The following is a 17631-nucleotide window of genomic DNA, read 5'->3' as shown; positions in this document are numbered from 1 at the left end:
GCTGTCAGCTTAGTCAGCCACTGGCCACCAGGCGCTGTAGGAGACAGCGTCCGAGCCGATCCGGCACCCGGTCAGGTGCCCGCCGGCCGCACCCAGATCACCCAACCAGGCCACCTCGGCAGCATGGTCGCCACCGACCGGGAAATCCTGCTCCAGCCCGGTGAACCGGCGGCCCAGCAGCGCCGACCGGGCCGCGCCGGCCTCCGCGTACCCGCCGGTCAGGGCCGCCGCGTCGCCGGCCCGCAGCGCGGCTGCCAGCTCGTCCAGGAGTACGCGGACCTCGGCCAACTCGTGCAGCACCCGATCGCGGTTGCCGAGCAGCATGTTCGCCGTCCGCTCGGCCGGCGTGCCGGCGACCCGGGTGCCGTCGGAGAAGCTCCCCGCCGCCAGCGCCAGCACCGCGTCCCGCAGCGGCGACCGCTGGGCCGCCCCGGCCAGGGCGCCGGCCAGCAGGTGCGGCACGTGCGACGCGAGCGCGGCCACCGAGTCGTGTGCCGGCGCGGACATCGGCACCACCCGGGCGCCGAACAGGTCCACCAGCAGCCCGGTCAGCCAGCGGAAGGCGAGCGTCGCGGCGCCCGTCGCCGGGCAGAGCACCCAGGCGGCACCGGCGAGCAACGTCGGGGAGGCGGCCGTCAGACCGGCGGACTCCGCGCCGGCCATCGGGTGCCCGGGCACGAACCGGTCGGTGAGCCCGAGCCGCTCGGCCATCTCGGCCACCTCGACCTTGGTGCTGCCGACGTCGGTCAGCACACAGCCCGGCGCGGTCAACTCGGCCACCTGGGCCAGTGTCCGGGGCAGGGTGGGCAGCGGGCCGCAGAGGAAGACCACGTCCCGGCCTGCGACGGCCTGCTCGATCGTGGCCGGGGCCGTCAGCCCGCGCTCGCGCGCCTGGTCACGAGTCGCCGGGTCCGGGTCCCAGCCGGCGACGTCAAGCCCTGCGTCGGCGAGGCGCAGCAGCAGCGAGCCGCCGATCAGGCCGGTGCCGAGCACCGCCGCCCGCACTCCGGCGTACCGCCCGGTCATGCCGTCGGTCATCGCCGGCCGCCCGGGGTCAGGCCTGGAGCCGGCCGGCGACCGCGGCGACGTGCTCGTCGGACTCGGTCAGCGCCACCCGGACGTACTGCTCGGCGGAGGGGCCGTAGAAGACGCCGGCCGCGACCAGGATGCCGCGTCGGGCCAGCCAGTCGACCGTCTCCCAGCACGCCTCACCACGGGTCAGCCAGAGGTAGAGGCCGGCCTCCGAGTGCTCGACCGTGAAGCCTGCGCCGGTGAACGCGGCCTTCAGCACCTCCCGGCGTGCGCGGTAGCGCTCCCGCTGCTCGGCGGCGTGCCGCTCGTCCCGCAGAGCCGCCACCATGGCTGCCTGCACCGGCGCGGGCACGATCATGCCGGCGTGCTTACGGACCTTCAACAACTCGGCGACGAGCGCCGGGTCACCGGCCACGAACCCGGCCCGGTAACCGGCGAGGTTGGACCGCTTGGAGAGCGAGTGCACAGCGAGCACGCCGGAGTAGTCACCGCCGCAGACCTGCGGGGACAGCACCGAGACCGGCTCGGCAGACCAGCCGAGTGGCAGGTAGCACTCGTCGCTGGCGACCACCGCGCCGCGCTCCCGCGCCCAGTCGACCACCTTGCGCAGGTGCGCCGCGGGCAGCACCTGGCCGGTCGGGTTGCCGGGCGAGTTGACCCACACCAACCGCACTCGGGAGGTCGGCCCGACCGCGGTGAGCGAGTCGGCACGGACCACCGTCGCGCCGGCCAGCCGGGCGCCGTCCTCGTACGTCGGGTACGCGATCGACGGCACGACCACCACGTCACCCGGGCCGATGCCGAGCAGGGTGGGCAGCCAGGCGACCAGTTCCTTGGAGCCGATGGTCGGCAGCACACCGAGACCGTCGACCCCGGCACCGCAGGCGCGGGCGACCCACGCCGCGATCGCGTCGCGCAGCGCCGGAGTGCCGGCGGTCAGCGGGTAACCGGGAGCGTCGGACGCGTCAGCGAGCGCCCGACGGATCACCTCCGGGACCGGGTCGACCGGCGTGCCCATGGAGAGGTTGATCAGGCCCTCCGGATGCGCCGCGGCCAGCGTGGCCGCGGCGTCCAGGGTGTCCCAGGTGAACTCGGGCAGCCGCGACGAGACCGGCGCGGGCCGGTTCAGTGGCCCTCGCCGCGCGGCGGCTGCGCGGCGACGAAGGTGGCGTCCTTCTCCACCTTGCCGACCTTCGAGGCACCGCCGGGCGAGCCCAGCTCCTCGAAGAACTCGTAGTTGGCGCCGGTGTAGTCCTTCCACTGCTCCGGAACGTCGTCCTCGTAGAAGATCGCCTCCACGGGGCAGACAGGCTCACAGGCACCGCAGTCGACGCACTCGTCGGGGTGGATGTAGAGCATCCGGTTGCCCTCGTAAATGCAGTCGACCGGGCATTCCTCGATGCATGCCTTGTCGAGCACATCCACGCACGGCTCGGCGATGATGTAGGTCACCGGTCTTCTCCTCCGCAAGACACGCCGCGATCTCCCGCGACGGTAAGAGCCTAGTATCTCGCCGGGGAGGGGGTCGATCGTGCTCCGACAGCAGGATGTGGGACACCGGATCGTAGTTCGCCGGATTGTGGGGATTCGCGACGGCCGTCCGTTCTTCTCAGATGCTCTAGGTGAGCTCGTGGAGTTGAGCGAGACCCATCTCACGCTTGCCACCGCGCAGGGCTACCTACGGGTCCCGGTGGCCCAGGTGCACCGGGCGAAGCGCGTACCGCCGACCCGCCGACCCACCGCCGCGGCGGTGGTGGCGCTCGAGCGGGCCGCCGACGAGGCGTGGCCCGCGCCGACCCGGGGCCGACTCGGTGACTGGCTGCTGCGGTCGGCCGAGGGCTGGACCGGACGGGCCAACTCGGCGCTGCCGGTCGGCGACCCGGACCGACCGCTGCCGGCGGCCGTGGACGCGGTCGAGCACTGGTACGCCGAGCGGGGCCAACCGGCGATCATCAACACGCCGCTGCCGCTCGCCGCGCCGGTCGGTGCCGAGCTGGACGAACGCGGTTGGGCGACCCGCCCGCCGACACTGGTGCAGACCGCGCCACTCCCCCTGCTGGCCGGTAACGTCGGCGAGTGGAGCAGCGTCGTCGTTGAGCTGGCCACCGCGCCGAGCGAGGAGTGGCTGGCGGTCGCCGCCGGCCGTAAGGGCGGCCTGCCGGAGGCCGCCCGACACGTGCTCACCGCCGTGGACCAGGTCCGCTTCGCCCACGTGTACGCCGACGGCGCGCTGGTGGCGATCGGTCGGGGCACGGTGACCGGCCAGGGGCGCTGGTTGGGCCTCAGCCTGATCGAGGTGCTGCCGGTGGCCCGTCGGCAGGGGCTGGCGCGGGCGGTGATCGCGGCGCTGGTCGGCTGGGGGGCCTCCCTCGGCGCGACGCACGCGTTCCTCCAGGTCGAGCAGCGCAACACGGCAGCCGTGGCGCTCTATCAGCGGCTCGGCTTCAGCACCCACCACACGTACCTGACGCGGGTCGCCCCGCGCTGACCCTCGACCGCGCGCCCACCGCTTGATCGACTCGACATCACCGAAAGCGGGGTGACCGAGAGCCGGGATACCCCGACATCACCGAAAGCGAGTCGATCAACCCCCAGACGCAGACCGACGGCGGTCAGCGGCGGACGACGCGGCGGGGCTTGGCGGCCTTGACCTCGGCGAACCGCTTGAGCTGCTGGGAGCGGTGGTCGAGGCCGAGGGCGGTGGCCGCCAGGTATCCAATCAGCGTTCCGGCGCCGGTGGCGAGCAGGTAGAGCCAGATCGAGGCGAAGAACTCGCCGGCACCATCACCGAACGGGTTCTTGCCGACCAGCAGTGGCCCGATCAGCACGGTCAGCGCCATCGCCACCAGCACCACGACGACCATGTCGCCCGACCACGCGGCCAACGGCCGGCGGCAACCCCAGCGGAAGGCCACCACGGCCAGAGTCAGACCGATCACCACGAACATCGCCAGCGACACCCAGCCGGCGGCGGTGTCGTCATTGTCGAAACCGAACCGGCCGATCAGCCGGGCGACCACGTTGACCGCGAACAACGCTCCCGCGAGCACGCCGACGTCACGCCACCGTCTGTCCATCCGACGACCTCCTGCCGTACGCCCCGTTCCGCGGGGCCGCATCCCTGGCAGGAATATCTACCACCCGCACCTGTGTGGCGTCATCAACCGTTGAGCGTGGGAGGCGGGGCGAGGATCTGCCGGAAGCCCATCACGGCGAAGGTCATCGCGCCGGCCACGATCATGGCCAGGCCGACCCAGTTGTCGCCGGCCAGCAGGAGGTCACCCTCGCTGGTCCGGATCGCGGCCACCGCCATCAGGGCGAACCACGGCACGGCCGGCAGCGCCACCGCCCACCGGCGGCCGACCGCCTCGTGCGCGAACCAGCTCAGCGCGATGTTCGCGCCGATGGCGACCAGCACCGAGACACCGATGAGCTGCCCGCCGACGCGGAGCGTGGCGAGCAGCAACTCCAGCACACCGGTCAGGACCCCGGCCACCACCACGACGATCCCGCCGGTCACCCGCAGGCCCAGGTCCAGCAGTCGCGGCGGCGGCCCCGCCTCGGGCGGGGTGTCCTGATCTTCCACGACCGGCATCGGGGCGGCGGGCAGGGTCACCGGAGACCGGCCGCCGCGACCGGGGACCGGTCCGGATCGGTCTCCGCGGGCAGCCCCGCGAAGAGGTCGTCCTCCCAGCCGTACGGGCCGGTGCCCGGACCCTTCTCGCCGACCGCGAGGGTGAAGAACTCCACGCCCATGAACTCGCCGCCGAAGTTGCCGGCGATCGAGTAGAGCCAGGAGGTGGCCGGGATCTGGGTGGCGTGCGCCCGCATCGCCGCTTCCTTGGCGGTGTGCTGGTCGGTGCCGTCGATGCGGGCCGCGATCTGGTCGTCGGGGGTGCCGAAGGGCAGCTCGGCGAGATCGTTGATGTTGGCGAACGGGTTGTCCGAGGATTCGGCGAAGTGCGTCATGCCGGCTTCCAGCACGCTGAGCGGCATGGCCGTCCAGTACACCTTGAGCGGGGCGCACCCCTCGGCGGCGGCCAGCTCGACAGCACGCATCGCCACCCGGTGCGCCTGGATGTGGTCGGGGTGGCCGTAGAAGCCGTTCGGGTCGTACGTGATCAGCACCTGCGGGCGTACCTCCCGCATGATCTCCACCAGGTGCCCGGCGGCCTCGTCGAGGTCGGCCTGCCAGAAGGCGCGGGGGTGCTGGTTGGTGGCGAGGCCCATCATGCCGGAGTCGCGGTAGCGGCCGGCGCCGCCGAGGAAGCGGTGGTCGGTGACGCCGAGTGCGGCGCAGGCGGCGGCCAACTCGGCGATCCGGTACCCACCGAGCTGGTCGGCCTCGGCGGCGACGAGCTGCGACAGGGCCGGTACGTGGATCTCGCCCTCCTCGCCGAGGGTGCAGGTCACCAGCGTGACGTGTGCGCCGGCTTCGGCGTAGTGGGCCATCGTCGAGCCGGTGCCGATCGACTCGTCGTCGGGGTGCGCGTGGACCAGCAGCAGGCGGCGGTCGGGCAGCGTCGTCACGACGGTCACTCTAACTGGCGGTTCCGCCGGGGAGTCGTCGACGCGTCCGCCCAGGTCGGCCACATCACCCCCGGCGCGGCTCTACGATTTGGGCTGTGGACTTTCCGGAGCTGGCCGCCCGCACCCGCCGGTTCAGCCACGGCGCGCCACGCGCTGTCTCCGTGGCTGACGACGGCTCCCGAGTGATCTTTCTGCGCTCCGCCGGGCCGGAGGACCCGGCGGACGCGCTCTGGCTGCTGGACGTGGCGACCGGCGAGGAGCAACTGGTGGCCGACCCGGCGACCCTGCTCGGCGACGATGGTGACGTCCGGGCGCTCTCGCCCGGTGAGCGGGCGCTGCGCGAGCGGCTGCGGCTCACCGCCGCCGGCATCGGCTCGTACGCGCTGGACGCCGCCGGCCGGGTGGCGGTGTTCGCGCTGGCCGGGCGGTTGTTCCGGGCCGACCTGGTGCACGGCGACGTGGTGGAGGTGGCCGCCGTCGGCCCGGTGCTGGACCCTCGGCCGGATCCGACCGGGCAGCGGCTGGCGTACGTGACCGACGCGGCCGACGGTGTGCGCCGGGGTGAGCTGCGGGTGATCGAGGCGGACGGCACGGACACCCTGCTGGCCGGCGAGGACGCCGGGGTGAGCTGGGGGTTGGCCGAGCACATCGCGGCCGAGGAGTTCGGCCGGTACCGGGGCTACTGGTGGGCGCCGGACGGCCGGATGGTGCTCGCCGCCCGGGTGGACGAGTCCCGGCTGGAGCGCTGGCACCTGCACGACCCGGCCGAGCCGGCCAGCCCGCCGACCGCCGTCGCGTACCCCCGTGCCGGTGGCCCGAACGCCGAGGTCAGCCTGCATCTGCTGGACCTGGACGACGGCTGGGTCGACGTGCACTGGGACCGGGAGACCTACCCGTACCTGACTGGGGTCAGTTGGGTCGAGGGCAGCCCGCTGATCACCGTGCTGCGCCGTTCGCAGCAGCACGGGCTGGTGCTCGCGGTGGACCCGCGCACCGGCGAGACGCAGGTGCACGCCGAGCTGGCCGATCCGCGCTGGGTCGAACCGATCGACGGCACGCCGGCGCACCTGCCGGACGGCCGGGTGCTCGTCGGTGGGGAGTTGGCCCACGACGGGTACGACGCGCGCTGCCTGTTCGCCGACGGCACCCTGCTCACCCCACCGTCGCTGTACGTGCGTCGGGTGGTGGGTCGGCTGCCGGCGGTCAGCGGGCCGGCCGACCTGCTGGTCGAGGCGAGCGACGGCGAGCCGAGCGAGCGGCACCTGTTCCGGGTCCGCACCACGATCGGCGGCGGGGTGGACGCCCGGCGGCTCACCACCGACTCGGGGTGGCACACGGCGGCCGTAGGCGGGGACGTGCTGGTGGTCGGGACGGCCTCGCTTGATCACGCCGGGGTGCGGTGGACGGTGTCCCGCGCCGGCCAGGAGCTGACCGAACTGCGGTCACTGGCCGCCACCCCGCCGTATTCTCCGCTGCCGCTGCTGGAACGGGTGACCGACCGACGGCTGCCGGCGGCGGTGCTCTACCCGGACAACCACGTGACGGGCCGGCGGCTGCCGGTGCTGCTGGACATCTACGGCGGGCCGGGGCACCAGGAGGTCGTGGCGGCACGGGCTGCCTGGTTGGAGCGGCAGTGGTGGGCCGACGCCGGGTTCGCGGTGGTCACGATCGACAACCGGGGTACGCCGGGAGTGGCCCCGTCGTTCGAGAAGGCGATCCACCGGCGGCTCGCCGACGTGATCCTCACCGACCAGATCGACGCGCTGACCGCCCTCGCCGACAAGCACCCGGACCTGGATCTGGGTCGGGTCGGAGTGCGCGGCTGGTCGTTCGGAGGCTGGCTGGCCGGGTTGGCGGTGCTGCGCCACCCGGAGCTGTTCAAGTGCGGGATCGCCGGTGCCCCGGTGACCGACTGGGCGCTCTACGACACGGCGTACACCGAGCGTTATCTGGGGTTGCCGGAGGACGGCATGGACGTCTACGCGCACCACTCGCTGGTCGAGATGGCCGCCGAGCCGGTCACCGGCCCGGACCAGGCCCGCCCGTTGCTGCTGGTGCACGGGCTGGCCGACGACAACGTGGTGGCCGCGCACACGCTCCGACTCTCGGCGGCGCTGCTGAGCACCGGCCGCCCGCACGCCGTGCTGCCACTGACCGGGGCCACGCACATGGCCGCGAACGGCACCGCCGAACGTCTGCTCCCGCTGGAGTTGGACTTCCTCCGCACCCATCTGCTGCAACGGCCATGATCACCAACGCTCCACGAGGTGTTCCCGGCCCGGCGGCGGATCGTACGGTTCGGGCCAGTAGTCGATGACCTTGCTGATCAGCCCCTGCTCGGACATCTCAAGCCAGACACACGCCTCCTGCTGCTCGACGCCGACGCGAACGTCGAGCCACAGGGCTGCGAGGCGGCCGTCGGCGATCACCCGTCGCGGCCGGAGGTGCCAATCGCCGGGATACTCGGTGTTGAACCGCAGGAACGCGTCCTTGCCGCGAATGCGCTCCCGAGTCTGCGGCATCTCGTAGACCACGTCATCGGTGAGCAGGGCGGCCAACCTGGACCAGTCGCGGCGCTCTAAAAGATCAACGTAGGCGTGGGCGGTCTGCCGGGCCGTCGAGGTGTCATCCACGGCCCGGACCCTAGCCCCCGCCAGCGACAATCCGGCGGCCCTCGGCCCATCACCGGCCTTGCCCGCGCGGATGCCCGCAGCACCTGACCCAGCCGCACCCCCGCGCGGGCCAGCAACACCCGGTCACCGGCCAACCAAGCGAGGCTCATAGTGCGAACGTCCGAATCTGTCGCGAGTCACGCGGCTCGACAACCGTGTGTTTGCTCTCTCGGTGGTCGTCAGTCACCTCGCATTGGCGGGACCTCCATCTGGCCGGACGCGACGTGGAGCAGGTAGCCCCAGTGCCGCAGAACCTGGACGATTTTCGTAGCGCCGGCCGGGTTAGCAGAGTGGACGTTGATGACGCCGATGTCGAACGGGCCGGCGCTCCTCGAAGGCGGCCCGCTCCGATGCCTCCACGACCGGCCAGACCGTGTCGTCCTCACCCCAGTCATGGTCGGGTCATGGTCCAGACAAAACTCGTCCAGCCGCCGGTCTCGGTACCTGTCGAAGAGCTGGGCCCCCAGCCGCACTCGTGCGGGCCACCTCCGCATTGCGGCCATTTACGAAAGAACGGAGAGCATCAACCAGAACGGCTTTGTTCTGGCTGGCATCCGCCCAAAGATTGGGACTGAAGTCGCCGTTATTCGGCATCCGGAGCCGATGAGCGGACACCGAGAGGCCTCGGCTAAAGACAGCCTAGAAACCGAGCCAGCCGTCTTCGGCGCCTAGTTGACCATCGCGCAGCTCTTAGCTTGTGACTATCCGAAGCAGACATTCAGATGATCGCAGAAAGACTGCCAGCCGCCGCCCTTGGAAGGGTCGATCAGCACACCCCGATCAACTTCGAAGAGCCGCCATACGGCGTTGCCGTTCGCCGATCACTCGTTCCGGGGAACACGCAACGGCCGGAGCGATTTCCCGTGGGACCACGCCTGGCGTAGGTTCGCCGTCAAGGTGCGGAAAGGGCCTTCTCAATCGAACGGATCACTGGAGACCAGGCCTCCTTGACGTCGGCAAACTGGCGCTGGCCTTTTAGGGCCTTACCGCTGTACCGGTGCGCCTCCCATTCCTGCCGCAGGAAGACGATCTCGTCGTCTATACGCACGACCCTGGCCGCGATGAGCGCTTCAAGAGCAACGTTGAACTCTGACGACGTGAATGGCTGCCGACCCTGAAATTTCCTGATGAAAACCCCGCGCTCGCCAGAGTGCCCATGGGCACGCGTAAGATTCATCAGTTTGTTAAGGAATCGGATTACCTTCTGGTCGGGCAGCTCCTCGTCCACCAACTCCAGCCGATACTCATACCAGGGGTATCGGATTTTAATAGTGGACGGAACTCGCAGTTCGAACTCATTCGTGGGCGGCAGCTGCGTCGAGGTGAGAGGCAGTTGCAGCGCCTCGACGGCCTCGATTACGACAGACGGCTCCTGGTCGCCGGCGGCGTCCAGGTCGGGTCGACGCGCGAACTCCAGCGCGGGTCCTTCGAATCGGACTGCTTTCGCGCGGATGAACAGGTCCGGACCCAGCACGATCCCCTGGGGCTTTCCCGGCACGATGACGGTGCTGTCGCTGCGGATTGACAGCTCGGCTAATGGGCCGAGGACTTGCAGCTCGTTGAGGGTCCCGGTTGACAGCTCGAACTTGGTGACGCGGACACCTTCCCGGCCTCGTTTCATCGCAAACTCACCCTCGTACGTGAGTGTGTCGATCTGGTCGATGGACGTACTCGTCGTCGACTCCGTCCACTCGGAAGCGATAATGGAGGCGTGTAGCGCGGCAAACTGGGGCTCGCTGATGATGAGCTGCGGCTTGGCGCCCACGAAGTCGAGCAAGAGTCCGGACGTGTCTCCGATCTCGATGATGCGCGACGGCGAGAAAACGGAGTCGTCGAACTCGATCGACGCTACATACGCCTCGAACACAGGACTTGCCCACTTGCTCTCCGAGCGGAAGGGGTGGTCATCCGCGAACGCGGTGATGCGCTTCACGTACTCCTGCCGCACGGCTACATCGGTGATATGTGCAAGCTTTGGCGGTTCAGCCTTCTCCAGGAAATGACAGAGCCAGCCAATCTGCTCGCGCGGGCTGTAGACCTCATTAGGATCGAGTGCCAGCTCGTTGGCGAGGTCGGCGACCTTAGTCTGATCTCGCCGGAGCAGCCGATCAAGAATTCCCTGCAGAAGGTCGATGCGTCCCTCAGCCCGTGGTCCTTGATCCTCGAACTGCTGCCGTAGCGCCAGGAAGTTCGGCCGCTTGATGAGCATGGCCGCAACCGCGTCCAGCACGGGGGGATAGCCCGCGAACGCCTCAGCGTAAGCTCCCTCGGTGGCGCTGCGCAGTGAGTCGATCAGTGCATCCCGAGCGGCCAGGTATTCGGCGGAGGAGCAGTCCGTGCCGGGCTCGCGCTTCGCGACGACCCCGTCCACGTATTCGGTGCTCTGGGCCGGCGCGAGGTGGGAGATTTCCCACCACGCTACAGAGAGCCCAAGGTCGCTGAGTGTCGCCCACAGATCCTCCAGTGTGCGCTCGCGGCCGAACAATACGTAGTGCAGCCCACTGTGGGCGAGCCGCCCCAGCGACTCAATGAACTCCCGCCACGAAATCGCGGAAACCCGGGCCCTGGCCTCGTCGAGCGAGTCGATTACGATGAGCGGACGGGTCTCGCCGTCGATGCGTGTGATAACGTCGTGGCTTTCGAGGTACCGCCCGAGCGCGTACTCCAGTGATGTGGCACCGACAGCACTGTCGAGATCCAGCCGCCATAGCGGCGCGTCGAGCCGGTTGGCAAGCTCCTTCGCGGCCGTGCTCTTCCCAGCCGCGCCACGCGCTGACACCAGAGTAATCACCGGGTTGGTATGGTCGTCCTTCTCCAGAAGGATCGGCGGCACGAAGAAGTGCCGGGGCTCCATGGCCGGAAGCCCGAAGCTCTTCGACCGGTTGCCCGGCAACGGCGACGTCCTGAAGCCGCGGCAGAAGTCGTCGAAAGTCCGCGTCGAGTCGAGACTCAATGGAGGCTCCTCACCTCGCGACGGGTTCGCACCTAAGTACGACGGCCATCTGTCCACAGTACTGGTCGTGTTCCGCCCAGCGCATGGTGGGTCGTTTCAGCCCATTCGGGGCGGCATTACGTCCAGTCGAGCGAACAGTCCCAGCAACCGGCGTTTGGCTTCCTCCCGCTCGGCGGCGTCAAGCTGCTCGCCCGTGTTGTGCGTACCGGTGTCGTCCTTGTCGCTCACTCCCACCTCCGCTGGCAGGGGCGGCGGCGGTCACTACCGCCGCGCCCGGCTACGGGCAGGTCTGGTCTCGCCTTAGCGACCTGTTCGCACCGATCCCGCCCTCACTCACAGCATCTGGTGAACAGGGGGTGACAGAAAGCTAGCGACTGTCCGCTGGCCGCGCGTGCCGTCCGCTATCGAGTCACAGGCCGGTGCGCCTCGTACACCTCGCGAAACGCTGCCGCCTCCGCCGTCCCGGTGTGCTCGACCTGCCGGAGCACTTCCCGCGCCCGCCACCAGTTCGACGACACCACTCGCCCCGAACGGACCGCGTCGGCGGCCACGACGCTGGCCTCGTCCGGCTGGCCGGCGGCCAGCAGCGCCAAGGCGAGATCCAGACGAGCGGAAGCAGAGCGCCGTGGCCGCTCCCCGCCATCGCCGCGCGGGTCCAACTCCGCCAGGACAGTTCGGGCGATCTGCTCCGCAGCCGGGTCGCCCGCCCACGACAGCGTGGTCGCCATGTACGCCAACGCCTTCGTCGGGTCGTACCGGTAGTGGTGCTCAGCCCGCTCCGGCACCGGCAAGTTCGCCGTCAACCGCTCCAAACGATCAAGCGCATCACGCGTCCGCCGCACGTCAGCCAACCGCGCCCACACCCGCGCCTCCTGGGCGGTGGCCTGGAGGTGCGCCGAACTCCCCCGAGGCGCCACCCGCTGAGCGTGCCGCGAAAGATCCATGGCCCGCCGATAGTCACCCCGAGTGAGCCAGTCCCACGCCTGCGTCTCCAGGCACCACGCCTGAATCTCCGGATGCTCGGCATGTTCGGCAAGAGCCATGGCCGTGCGCAGATGAGCGCCTGCTGCGGGCTGTTGCAGCAGATCAATGTGCACCGTCGCCCGCAGCACCGACAGCCAACCACCGGCGACGACGAGCCGCCGACGCTGCGCCAACGTCCCTCGACCGTCGAGCAGTCGCTCTACATAGGCCAACTGTCGACGCACCCTCGGCAGCAGATCATCCGGCCGCGCGGTCGCGTACGCGCTCGCCAGGTCGTCCACCCCGATCTCGATCCGCGCGAGCGTCTCGGCGCTGACATCGCTGGCCCGTACCCGGGCAAGCAACTCCCCGGCCTCAGCGTCGTGATCAATGGGCTCGTCCACCAGGCGGACAAGTGCCCCGTCGGCTCGCAGCACGTCGTCGAGGTGCCGAGCCGTCTCGAGAGTGGGGGCCTTCGCCCCGGTCTCCAGATCGTGCAGGTGGCTCTTACCCCGATGGGCGAGCTGACCGAGCGCCCGTAGAGACAAACCCTGGTTGGTCCGCAGGGCAAGAAGCTGGGCACCGAAGCGCGGATCGACATGCGACACGACGATGCCCCAATCGACAAGCAGGACAGCTCGGACCGGATCGGCGGACCACTGCTACGGACAGTACATCGAGCAAACACGTAGTCGTGCTATTTGGACGCTCTCGTTGCCGCCGTCGCAAGGACAGTCATCATGGCCGCCCACCATCACCCCCGTTGGCGGAACGCGTCGACAACCTCAGCCGTCGCCCGCTGTCCACCATGACGCAAAAGATGTCGCCTGGCGCGACACCTCAGGCGCACTCAAGGCGACATTAGAGTGACCCAGCGCTATCGTGACGGACATGAACGCCCCGAACACCGCCCTGCGCGCGGTCCGCACGGGGATGCGCAAGAGCCAGGACGACTTCGCCCGCGCGCTCCAAGCCGCTGGCGACCGCGTCGGCGAGCCCGATGACCAACACGGTGGCCACGACCTGACCTCGCCCATGTCCAGCCTGGCCACGCCGACACCCAAGCCACTCTCGGTCCACGGGTCGCACGAGGGCGTCTGGCTCAGCCGCTACCAATTCCATTCCAGCGGCCGGGGAGAGTCATTCGCCGGGCAGCACTTCGTGGTCGTACTCCAGCACGGCGACCGACTGACCGTGCGCAGCCTGCCCGGCTCGGCAACGTCGTCGCTGTCGCTGGATCTCACCGTCGACGGTGCCGTGGTTACCGGCACCTGGGTGGAGCAGACCGATCCAGCCGGCTACTACCGGGGAGCCCGGTACCACGGCGCAATCCAGCTACTGGTGGAGCCCACCGGCCGACGGATGGCCGGGAAATGGGTCGGATTCGGCAAGGACATGGACGTCAACACCGGCCCGTGGGAGCTCACCTTCCAGGACGCCTCCACGTCCAAGGCGACGCTCGACCAATACAACACGTCACCCGAATAGGACGTCGCCCATTGGCGGCACCGCGTCATGGGAAGCCGCCCTACCCCGCCGGCAGCGTCTGCTTCGACGCCGAGGCGCACGCTCATGCCGAGAACAGTGCACCTGATCATGACGGGAAGGGCTTACATGCCGATGGTTCCGTCGATCCGCTCGCGGAGCAGGCCTGCGTGGCCGTTGTGGCGGGCGTACTCCTCGATCATGTGGATGAGGACCCAACGCAGCGAAACGGTGCCGCGCCACATGTCGTGGCCCTCGATGTCGAGGTTGTGGGCGGCGGCGATGAACGCGTCGGCGAACGTGACCTCGTCGTGCCACGCCTGCCGGGCTGCGGTGACGAAGGCTGCGTCGGGCACGGCGTCGTCGAAGTCGCCGTCGAGGTTGGTCTGGGACGAGAACCGTGGGCGTGTTGACCTGCCAGGTCTGCGCATTTCAACGTCAGCGTGGTGTGTTGGGCTCGCAGCATGTCGTGCAGCATCTGCCGTTCGTTGCCGGTGGCGGCAGGGTCAGCGGCGGCCGTGTTCGATGTGGTGGCGGGCGCGGGAGCGGGCGGCGGCGGCCGGGGTCGAGCCGGTGGCGCGGGCGGTGCGCAGGATGTCGGTGAGGGTGTCGGCGATGCCCTGGACCCGGGCGGTGGCCTGGGCGGAGGTTTCCTGGTGCAGTTCGACGGCGGTGGCGTGGATGATGCCGCCGGCGCTGACGATGATGTCCGGCGCCCAGAGGATGCCGTGCTGGTGCAGCAGGTCGGCGGTGGCCGGGGTGTCGAGTTGGTTGTTGGCCGGTCCGGCGATCGCGGCGCAGTGCAGTGTCGGCACCGTGTGCGGGGTGAGCAGACCGCCGAGGGCGGCGGGCACGAGCACGTCCACGTCGGCGGTCAGGCAGTCCTGCGGGCTGGCCCAGGCGGCACCGGCGGCGTCGGCGAGCATTCGTCTACCCTCGTCGATGTCGGCGGCCACCAGGGTCGCGCCGGCGTCGGCGAGCATGCGCAGTACGTGGCCGCCGACGCGGCCGAGGCCGAGCACGGCGAAGCTGCGCGCGGACAGGTCGGCTGACCCGAATCGCTCGGCGCACAGGGCATGCAGCGCGGCGAGGACGCCGACGGCGGTGTGTCCGGAGGAGTCGCCGCTGCCACCGGCGTGCACCGGTCGGCAGAACGCATGCGGGGTACGCTCGGCGATCGTGACCATGTCGTCCGGTCCGGTTCCCACGTCCGGTCCGGTGGCATAGGCGCCGTCCAGCCCGGCGATCGCGTCGCCCACGTCGTGCAGCACCGCCCGACGGGCAGCCGCGTCGAGTGTCCTGCCCTGGGGCAGGGCGACGACGGTCTTGCCACCGCCGTTGGGCAGCCCGGCCAGCGCGCATTTGTCCGACATCGCGGCCGACAGCCGCAGCGCGTCGGTGAGCCCGTCACGCCAGTGCGGGTAGTGCGCGATCCGGCAGCCGCCGATGGCCTGACCGAGCGCGGTGGAGTGCACCGCGACGACGATCGGCAGGCCGGACCGTACGCCCCGCCTGACGACGACGTGTTCGTGCATGGACTCGGTGTCGAGGTGGGTCGCGACCATGATGGCTCCTGTCGTGTGCTCGCCGGAACGGGATCGACAGTAGGCAGATGGTTGGCATCGACCGGCTCAAAGCGGACATCGTTCGGAGACAATGGCAAGATTCCGGTCGTGGACGAACTTGATACGGCGATCATCCAGCACCTGCAGACACATGCGCGGCAGACCAACCGCGAACTGGCCCGCGCGGTCGGCATCGCGCCGTCCACCTGCCTGGAGCGCGTGCGCGCACTGCGGGAACGCGGCGTGATCATCGGCTACCACGCCGAGATCAGCCTGGCCGCCCTCAACCGCGGCGTCCAAGCATTGCTGCACGTGCAGGTCCGGCCCCTGAGCCGCACCGTCATCGACGGCTTCAAGAAATATGCGATGGAGCTGCCCGAGGTGCTCTCGGTGTACGTCGTGGCCGGCGGCGACGACTTCCTCGTCCACGTCGCCGTACCCAGCGTCGACAGCCTGCACTCCTTCCTCATGGACAAGTTCAGCGGACGCCGCGAGATCGTCGGGTTCCGCAGCTCCGTCATCTATCAACACGCCCGAAAGCAGGTCATCGAACCACTTGACCCGTAACGCACGGTCGCAAAGTCGGGACAGTGCACACATCTACCGCCGATCAGGCGCGGCGCGGTCGCCAGGACCGCTTGATCAGGTGCGCGCTCATGCCGCGATCCGTGCGCTACGCAGCGTCACGCCGAGCTGGCCCGGTTGCCGTCCGGACGTGCCGAATACAGGGCGTCCGGGTGAGGAGGGTCGGTGGGAGTTTGAGCGGTTCAGTGAGAATGCCGGTATGCCGCTGACGAACCCTTGGCTTGCCGGTCCAACTCCTGATCGAGACCTGCCGCGCGAGCAGCTCGAAGAACGCATCCTGAATCTGCTGTCGACTCACAACCTCGCTGTGATCGCCACAGTCAACAAGGACGGCAGCCCTTCCGCGACCCCGGTGCGCTACTACAGCCTGGGCTTCGAGATCTTCTACACCAGTTGGAATGCCTCGGTGAAGTCCCGGAACCTCAAGCGCGATCCGCGGATCTCGGCAGGGATCGTCGCGTCCCTTGTCGGACAGTCGAGCAGCCGCGGGGCGCAGCTGTTCGGCAGGGCACGGACTCTCGAGCGTGACGACCCCGAGGTTGAGCAGTACTGGGAGGCGTTCCGGTGGCAGTCGGACCACGTTGAGCAAGGACGCTCCCTGGGGGAGCCTCCCACCGACCCTCTGACGATCATCACCCCCAACCGCATCCTTTACACCGAGCACTGGCTGCGACGTGCTGGATACCGACCCCGGCAGACCTGGCGCCCTGCATAGGCTCTGGTACCCGCTTCTAGCCGCTGGTCGGGCACCCGCCTCTGCATCCCGGTCAGGAACGCGCGGCGCTGGCCTTGAGGCTCCGCAGCTGTTCGACCTTGCGCTCGGCGTCCTGCCGTGAGTACGAGCCGAGCGCTGAGAGAGGCATGGCGTCGTCACCGAGACGGAGGACGGGAGCGTAGAGCGGCAAGCCTCCCCGTACGTCGATCTGCACGCAGTCGACCGACTGGATCGCGCTCCACGGTGTGACCTGGTCACGGCTGTCGAAGCCGCGGGCACGGACACCCTCTCCGCTGATTACCACGCCGAGTCGAAGAGCCCGCCAGATCCCGGCCATGCCGCTCGTGACGAGTAGGCATCCCAGCACGATGCCGAACCAGTCGCGCTCGGCCAGTACGTCCCCGGAGGTGAAGTACGTGACGCCCAGCAGGGTCCACACCGTGAAGAGGACGACCAGGACCGGAATCTGGATGCGTGGCCTGATCACGATGCGGTGCATAGCGGAACATGCTAAGCGTCACGACCGCTGAAGCCAGGCGCCGTCCGGTCGTAACCGATGAGAGCTCGTGGGGGCGCTGCGAGGAGTAGGCGTCAGGAGACCGACGGCGGCCAGCGGTGAATGCGCCACCCGTTCCAGGTCGCGAATCCAGCCGGAGGGTCATCAATGGGTTCGCTGCCGTCGAGTTCGCCCGGCGTGGGGATCTCGATGGTGGCGGCCCACTCGGCGAGTTCCTCGTCGGACATGGGCCACGTCGTGTGTGGCGCTTCGGCTTGGCGCTGATCGAGTCGTCTGCGCTGCTCGGCTGGGGTGAGTTCGAAGTAGCGCATCTCCACCGTCGCGCCGAGGTCCGTTGCTGCCTGCCGCAGGGCGGAGCGCTCGTCCCGGCTCCAGAGGCCGTAGTCGATCACGACGTTGTTGCCGAGTTCGAGGGCGCGCAGCCCGATCTCGATGAGCCGTCCTTCGATCACGTCCTGAGCCGAAGGCGGATTCTCGTGCCCGTAGAGAGCCTTGACCCATTCGTCCTTCGTCAGACGAAGGGCGTTGCACTCGATCTCGATACGCCGAGCAGCGGTGGTCTTCCCGGTGCACGGGAGCCCCACCGTCAGGAACAGCGTTGGCTGCGTCATCGC

General features: G+C 69.4%; 18 protein-coding genes and 2 pseudogenes. 5 read left to right on the top strand and 15 right to left on the bottom strand.

Translation table 11 applies throughout. The features are described from left to right. Positions 1 to 9 precede the first annotated feature (9 nt). Genes ABZ808_RS17810 through fdxA form a run of 3 tightly spaced genes read right to left on the bottom strand, consistent with a single transcriptional unit; the run spans position 10 to position 2484 of the window. Positions 10 to 1038, bottom strand: coding sequence for a prephenate dehydrogenase/arogenate dehydrogenase family protein (locus ABZ808_RS17810; RefSeq protein WP_357007340.1), 1029 nt, complete (start codon positions 1036 to 1038; stop codon positions 10 to 12). 16 nt (positions 1039 to 1054) lie between these two features. Beyond that, positions 1055 to 2161, bottom strand: coding sequence for a succinyldiaminopimelate transaminase (dapC, locus tag ABZ808_RS17805; protein ID WP_357008191.1), 1107 nt, complete (start codon positions 2159 to 2161; stop codon positions 1055 to 1057). Beyond that, entirely contained in the window at positions 2158 to 2484 is a 327-nt protein-coding gene (fdxA, locus tag ABZ808_RS17800) for a ferredoxin (RefSeq protein ID WP_110563518.1), read from the bottom strand. The genes dapC and fdxA overlap by 4 nt, the downstream gene beginning before the upstream one ends. A gap of 79 nt (positions 2485 to 2563) precedes the next feature. On the opposite strand from fdxA, the gene ABZ808_RS17795 reads away from it, so the two are divergent. After that, a complete protein-coding gene (locus ABZ808_RS17795; protein ID WP_357007337.1) occupies positions 2564 to 3520 on the top strand; it encodes a GNAT family N-acetyltransferase in 957 nt (318 codons plus the stop codon). A gap of 124 nt (positions 3521 to 3644) precedes the next feature. Here the strand turns inward: ABZ808_RS17795 and ABZ808_RS17790 are convergent, their stop codons facing one another. The 3 genes from ABZ808_RS17790 to mshB all read right to left on the bottom strand — a co-directional run bounded on the left by ABZ808_RS17790 (position 3645) and on the right by mshB (position 5571). After that, positions 3645 to 4109, bottom strand: coding sequence for a hypothetical protein (locus ABZ808_RS17790; protein ID WP_357007334.1), 465 nt, complete (start codon positions 4107 to 4109; stop codon positions 3645 to 3647). A gap of 83 nt (positions 4110 to 4192) precedes the next feature. Beyond that, positions 4193 to 4627 carry a hypothetical protein gene (locus ABZ808_RS17785; protein WP_357007331.1) on the bottom strand — a complete coding sequence of 145 codons (435 nt, stop codon included), beginning with the start codon at positions 4625 to 4627 and terminating at the stop codon, positions 4193 to 4195. 17 nt (positions 4628 to 4644) lie between these two features. Then, a complete protein-coding gene (gene mshB, locus ABZ808_RS17780) occupies positions 4645 to 5571 on the bottom strand; it encodes an N-acetyl-1-D-myo-inositol-2-amino-2-deoxy-alpha-D-glucopyranoside deacetylase (protein WP_357007328.1) in 927 nt (308 codons plus the stop codon). An 86-nt stretch (positions 5572 to 5657) separates the two neighbouring features. On the opposite strand from mshB, the gene ABZ808_RS17775 reads away from it, so the two are divergent. Further along, a complete protein-coding gene (locus ABZ808_RS17775) occupies positions 5658 to 7811 on the top strand; it encodes a prolyl oligopeptidase family serine peptidase (protein WP_357007326.1) in 2154 nt (717 codons plus the stop codon). Here ABZ808_RS17775 and ABZ808_RS17770 read toward each other — a convergent pair whose 3' ends face one another. The 5 genes and pseudogenes from ABZ808_RS17770 to ABZ808_RS17750 form a co-directional block, all read right to left on the bottom strand. Further along, on the bottom strand, positions 7812 to 8225 hold the full coding sequence (locus ABZ808_RS17770; RefSeq protein WP_357007323.1) for a nuclear transport factor 2 family protein: 414 nt from the start codon (positions 8223 to 8225) through the stop codon (positions 7812 to 7814). It lies immediately after the preceding gene. A 188-nt stretch (positions 8226 to 8413) separates the two neighbouring features. Beyond that, a pseudogene (locus ABZ808_RS17765) lies at positions 8414 to 8828 on the bottom strand (cyclic-phosphate processing receiver domain-containing protein). Between the two features lie 298 nt (positions 8829 to 9126). Then, positions 9127 to 11187, bottom strand: coding sequence for a hypothetical protein (locus tag ABZ808_RS17760; protein ID WP_357007320.1), 2061 nt, complete (start codon positions 11185 to 11187; stop codon positions 9127 to 9129). Between the two features lie 96 nt (positions 11188 to 11283). Next, complete coding sequence (locus tag ABZ808_RS17755; protein WP_357007317.1) at positions 11284 to 11415, bottom strand: hypothetical protein; 132 nt, start codon at positions 11413 to 11415, stop codon at positions 11284 to 11286. 173 nt (positions 11416 to 11588) lie between these two features. Further along, positions 11589 to 12764, bottom strand: coding sequence for a helix-turn-helix transcriptional regulator (locus ABZ808_RS17750; protein WP_357008189.1), 1176 nt, complete (start codon positions 12762 to 12764; stop codon positions 11589 to 11591). A 277-nt stretch (positions 12765 to 13041) separates the two neighbouring features. On the opposite strand from ABZ808_RS17750, the gene ABZ808_RS17745 reads away from it, so the two are divergent. Then, entirely contained in the window at positions 13042 to 13638 is a 597-nt protein-coding gene (locus ABZ808_RS17745) for an XRE family transcriptional regulator (RefSeq protein WP_357007314.1), read from the top strand. 122 nt (positions 13639 to 13760) lie between these two features. Here ABZ808_RS17745 and ABZ808_RS17740 read toward each other — a convergent pair. Both ABZ808_RS17740 and ABZ808_RS17735 read right to left on the bottom strand, forming a co-directional pair. Next, positions 13761 to 14072: pseudogene (locus ABZ808_RS17740) on the bottom strand (DUF664 domain-containing protein); the annotation flags it as partial. Positions 14073 to 14141: 69 nt separating this feature from the next. After that, on the bottom strand, positions 14142 to 15200 hold the full coding sequence (locus ABZ808_RS17735; RefSeq protein WP_357007311.1) for a Glu/Leu/Phe/Val dehydrogenase dimerization domain-containing protein: 1059 nt from the start codon (positions 15198 to 15200) through the stop codon (positions 14142 to 14144). A 108-nt stretch (positions 15201 to 15308) separates the two neighbouring features. Between ABZ808_RS17735 and ABZ808_RS17730 the strand changes: the two genes are divergently transcribed. Both ABZ808_RS17730 and ABZ808_RS17725 read left to right on the top strand, forming a co-directional pair. Next, positions 15309 to 15767: an Lrp/AsnC family transcriptional regulator gene (locus ABZ808_RS17730; RefSeq protein ID WP_357007309.1), complete on the top strand. Its 459-nt coding sequence runs from the start codon at positions 15309 to 15311 to the stop codon at positions 15765 to 15767. A 217-nt stretch (positions 15768 to 15984) separates the two neighbouring features. After that, positions 15985 to 16500: a pyridoxamine 5'-phosphate oxidase family protein gene (locus ABZ808_RS17725; protein ID WP_357007306.1), complete on the top strand. Its 516-nt coding sequence runs from the start codon at positions 15985 to 15987 to the stop codon at positions 16498 to 16500. A gap of 52 nt (positions 16501 to 16552) precedes the next feature. On the opposite strand, the gene ABZ808_RS17720 is transcribed toward ABZ808_RS17725, so the two are convergent. Continuing rightward, complete coding sequence (locus ABZ808_RS17720) at positions 16553 to 16999, bottom strand: hypothetical protein (protein ID WP_357007303.1); 447 nt, start codon at positions 16997 to 16999, stop codon at positions 16553 to 16555. Positions 17000 to 17091: 92 nt separating this feature from the next. Further along, a complete protein-coding gene (locus ABZ808_RS17715) occupies positions 17092 to 17628 on the bottom strand; it encodes an ATP-binding protein (protein ID WP_357007301.1) in 537 nt (178 codons plus the stop codon). Positions 17629 to 17631: the final 3 nt, after the last annotated feature.

The organism is Micromonospora sp. NPDC047527 (assembly GCF_040643015.1).
GTDB lineage: Bacteria > Actinomycetota > Actinomycetes > Mycobacteriales > Micromonosporaceae > Micromonospora.
The sequence above is the reverse complement of the archived record's forward strand: the minus strand, read 5'-3'. Positions and strand labels throughout refer to the sequence as shown.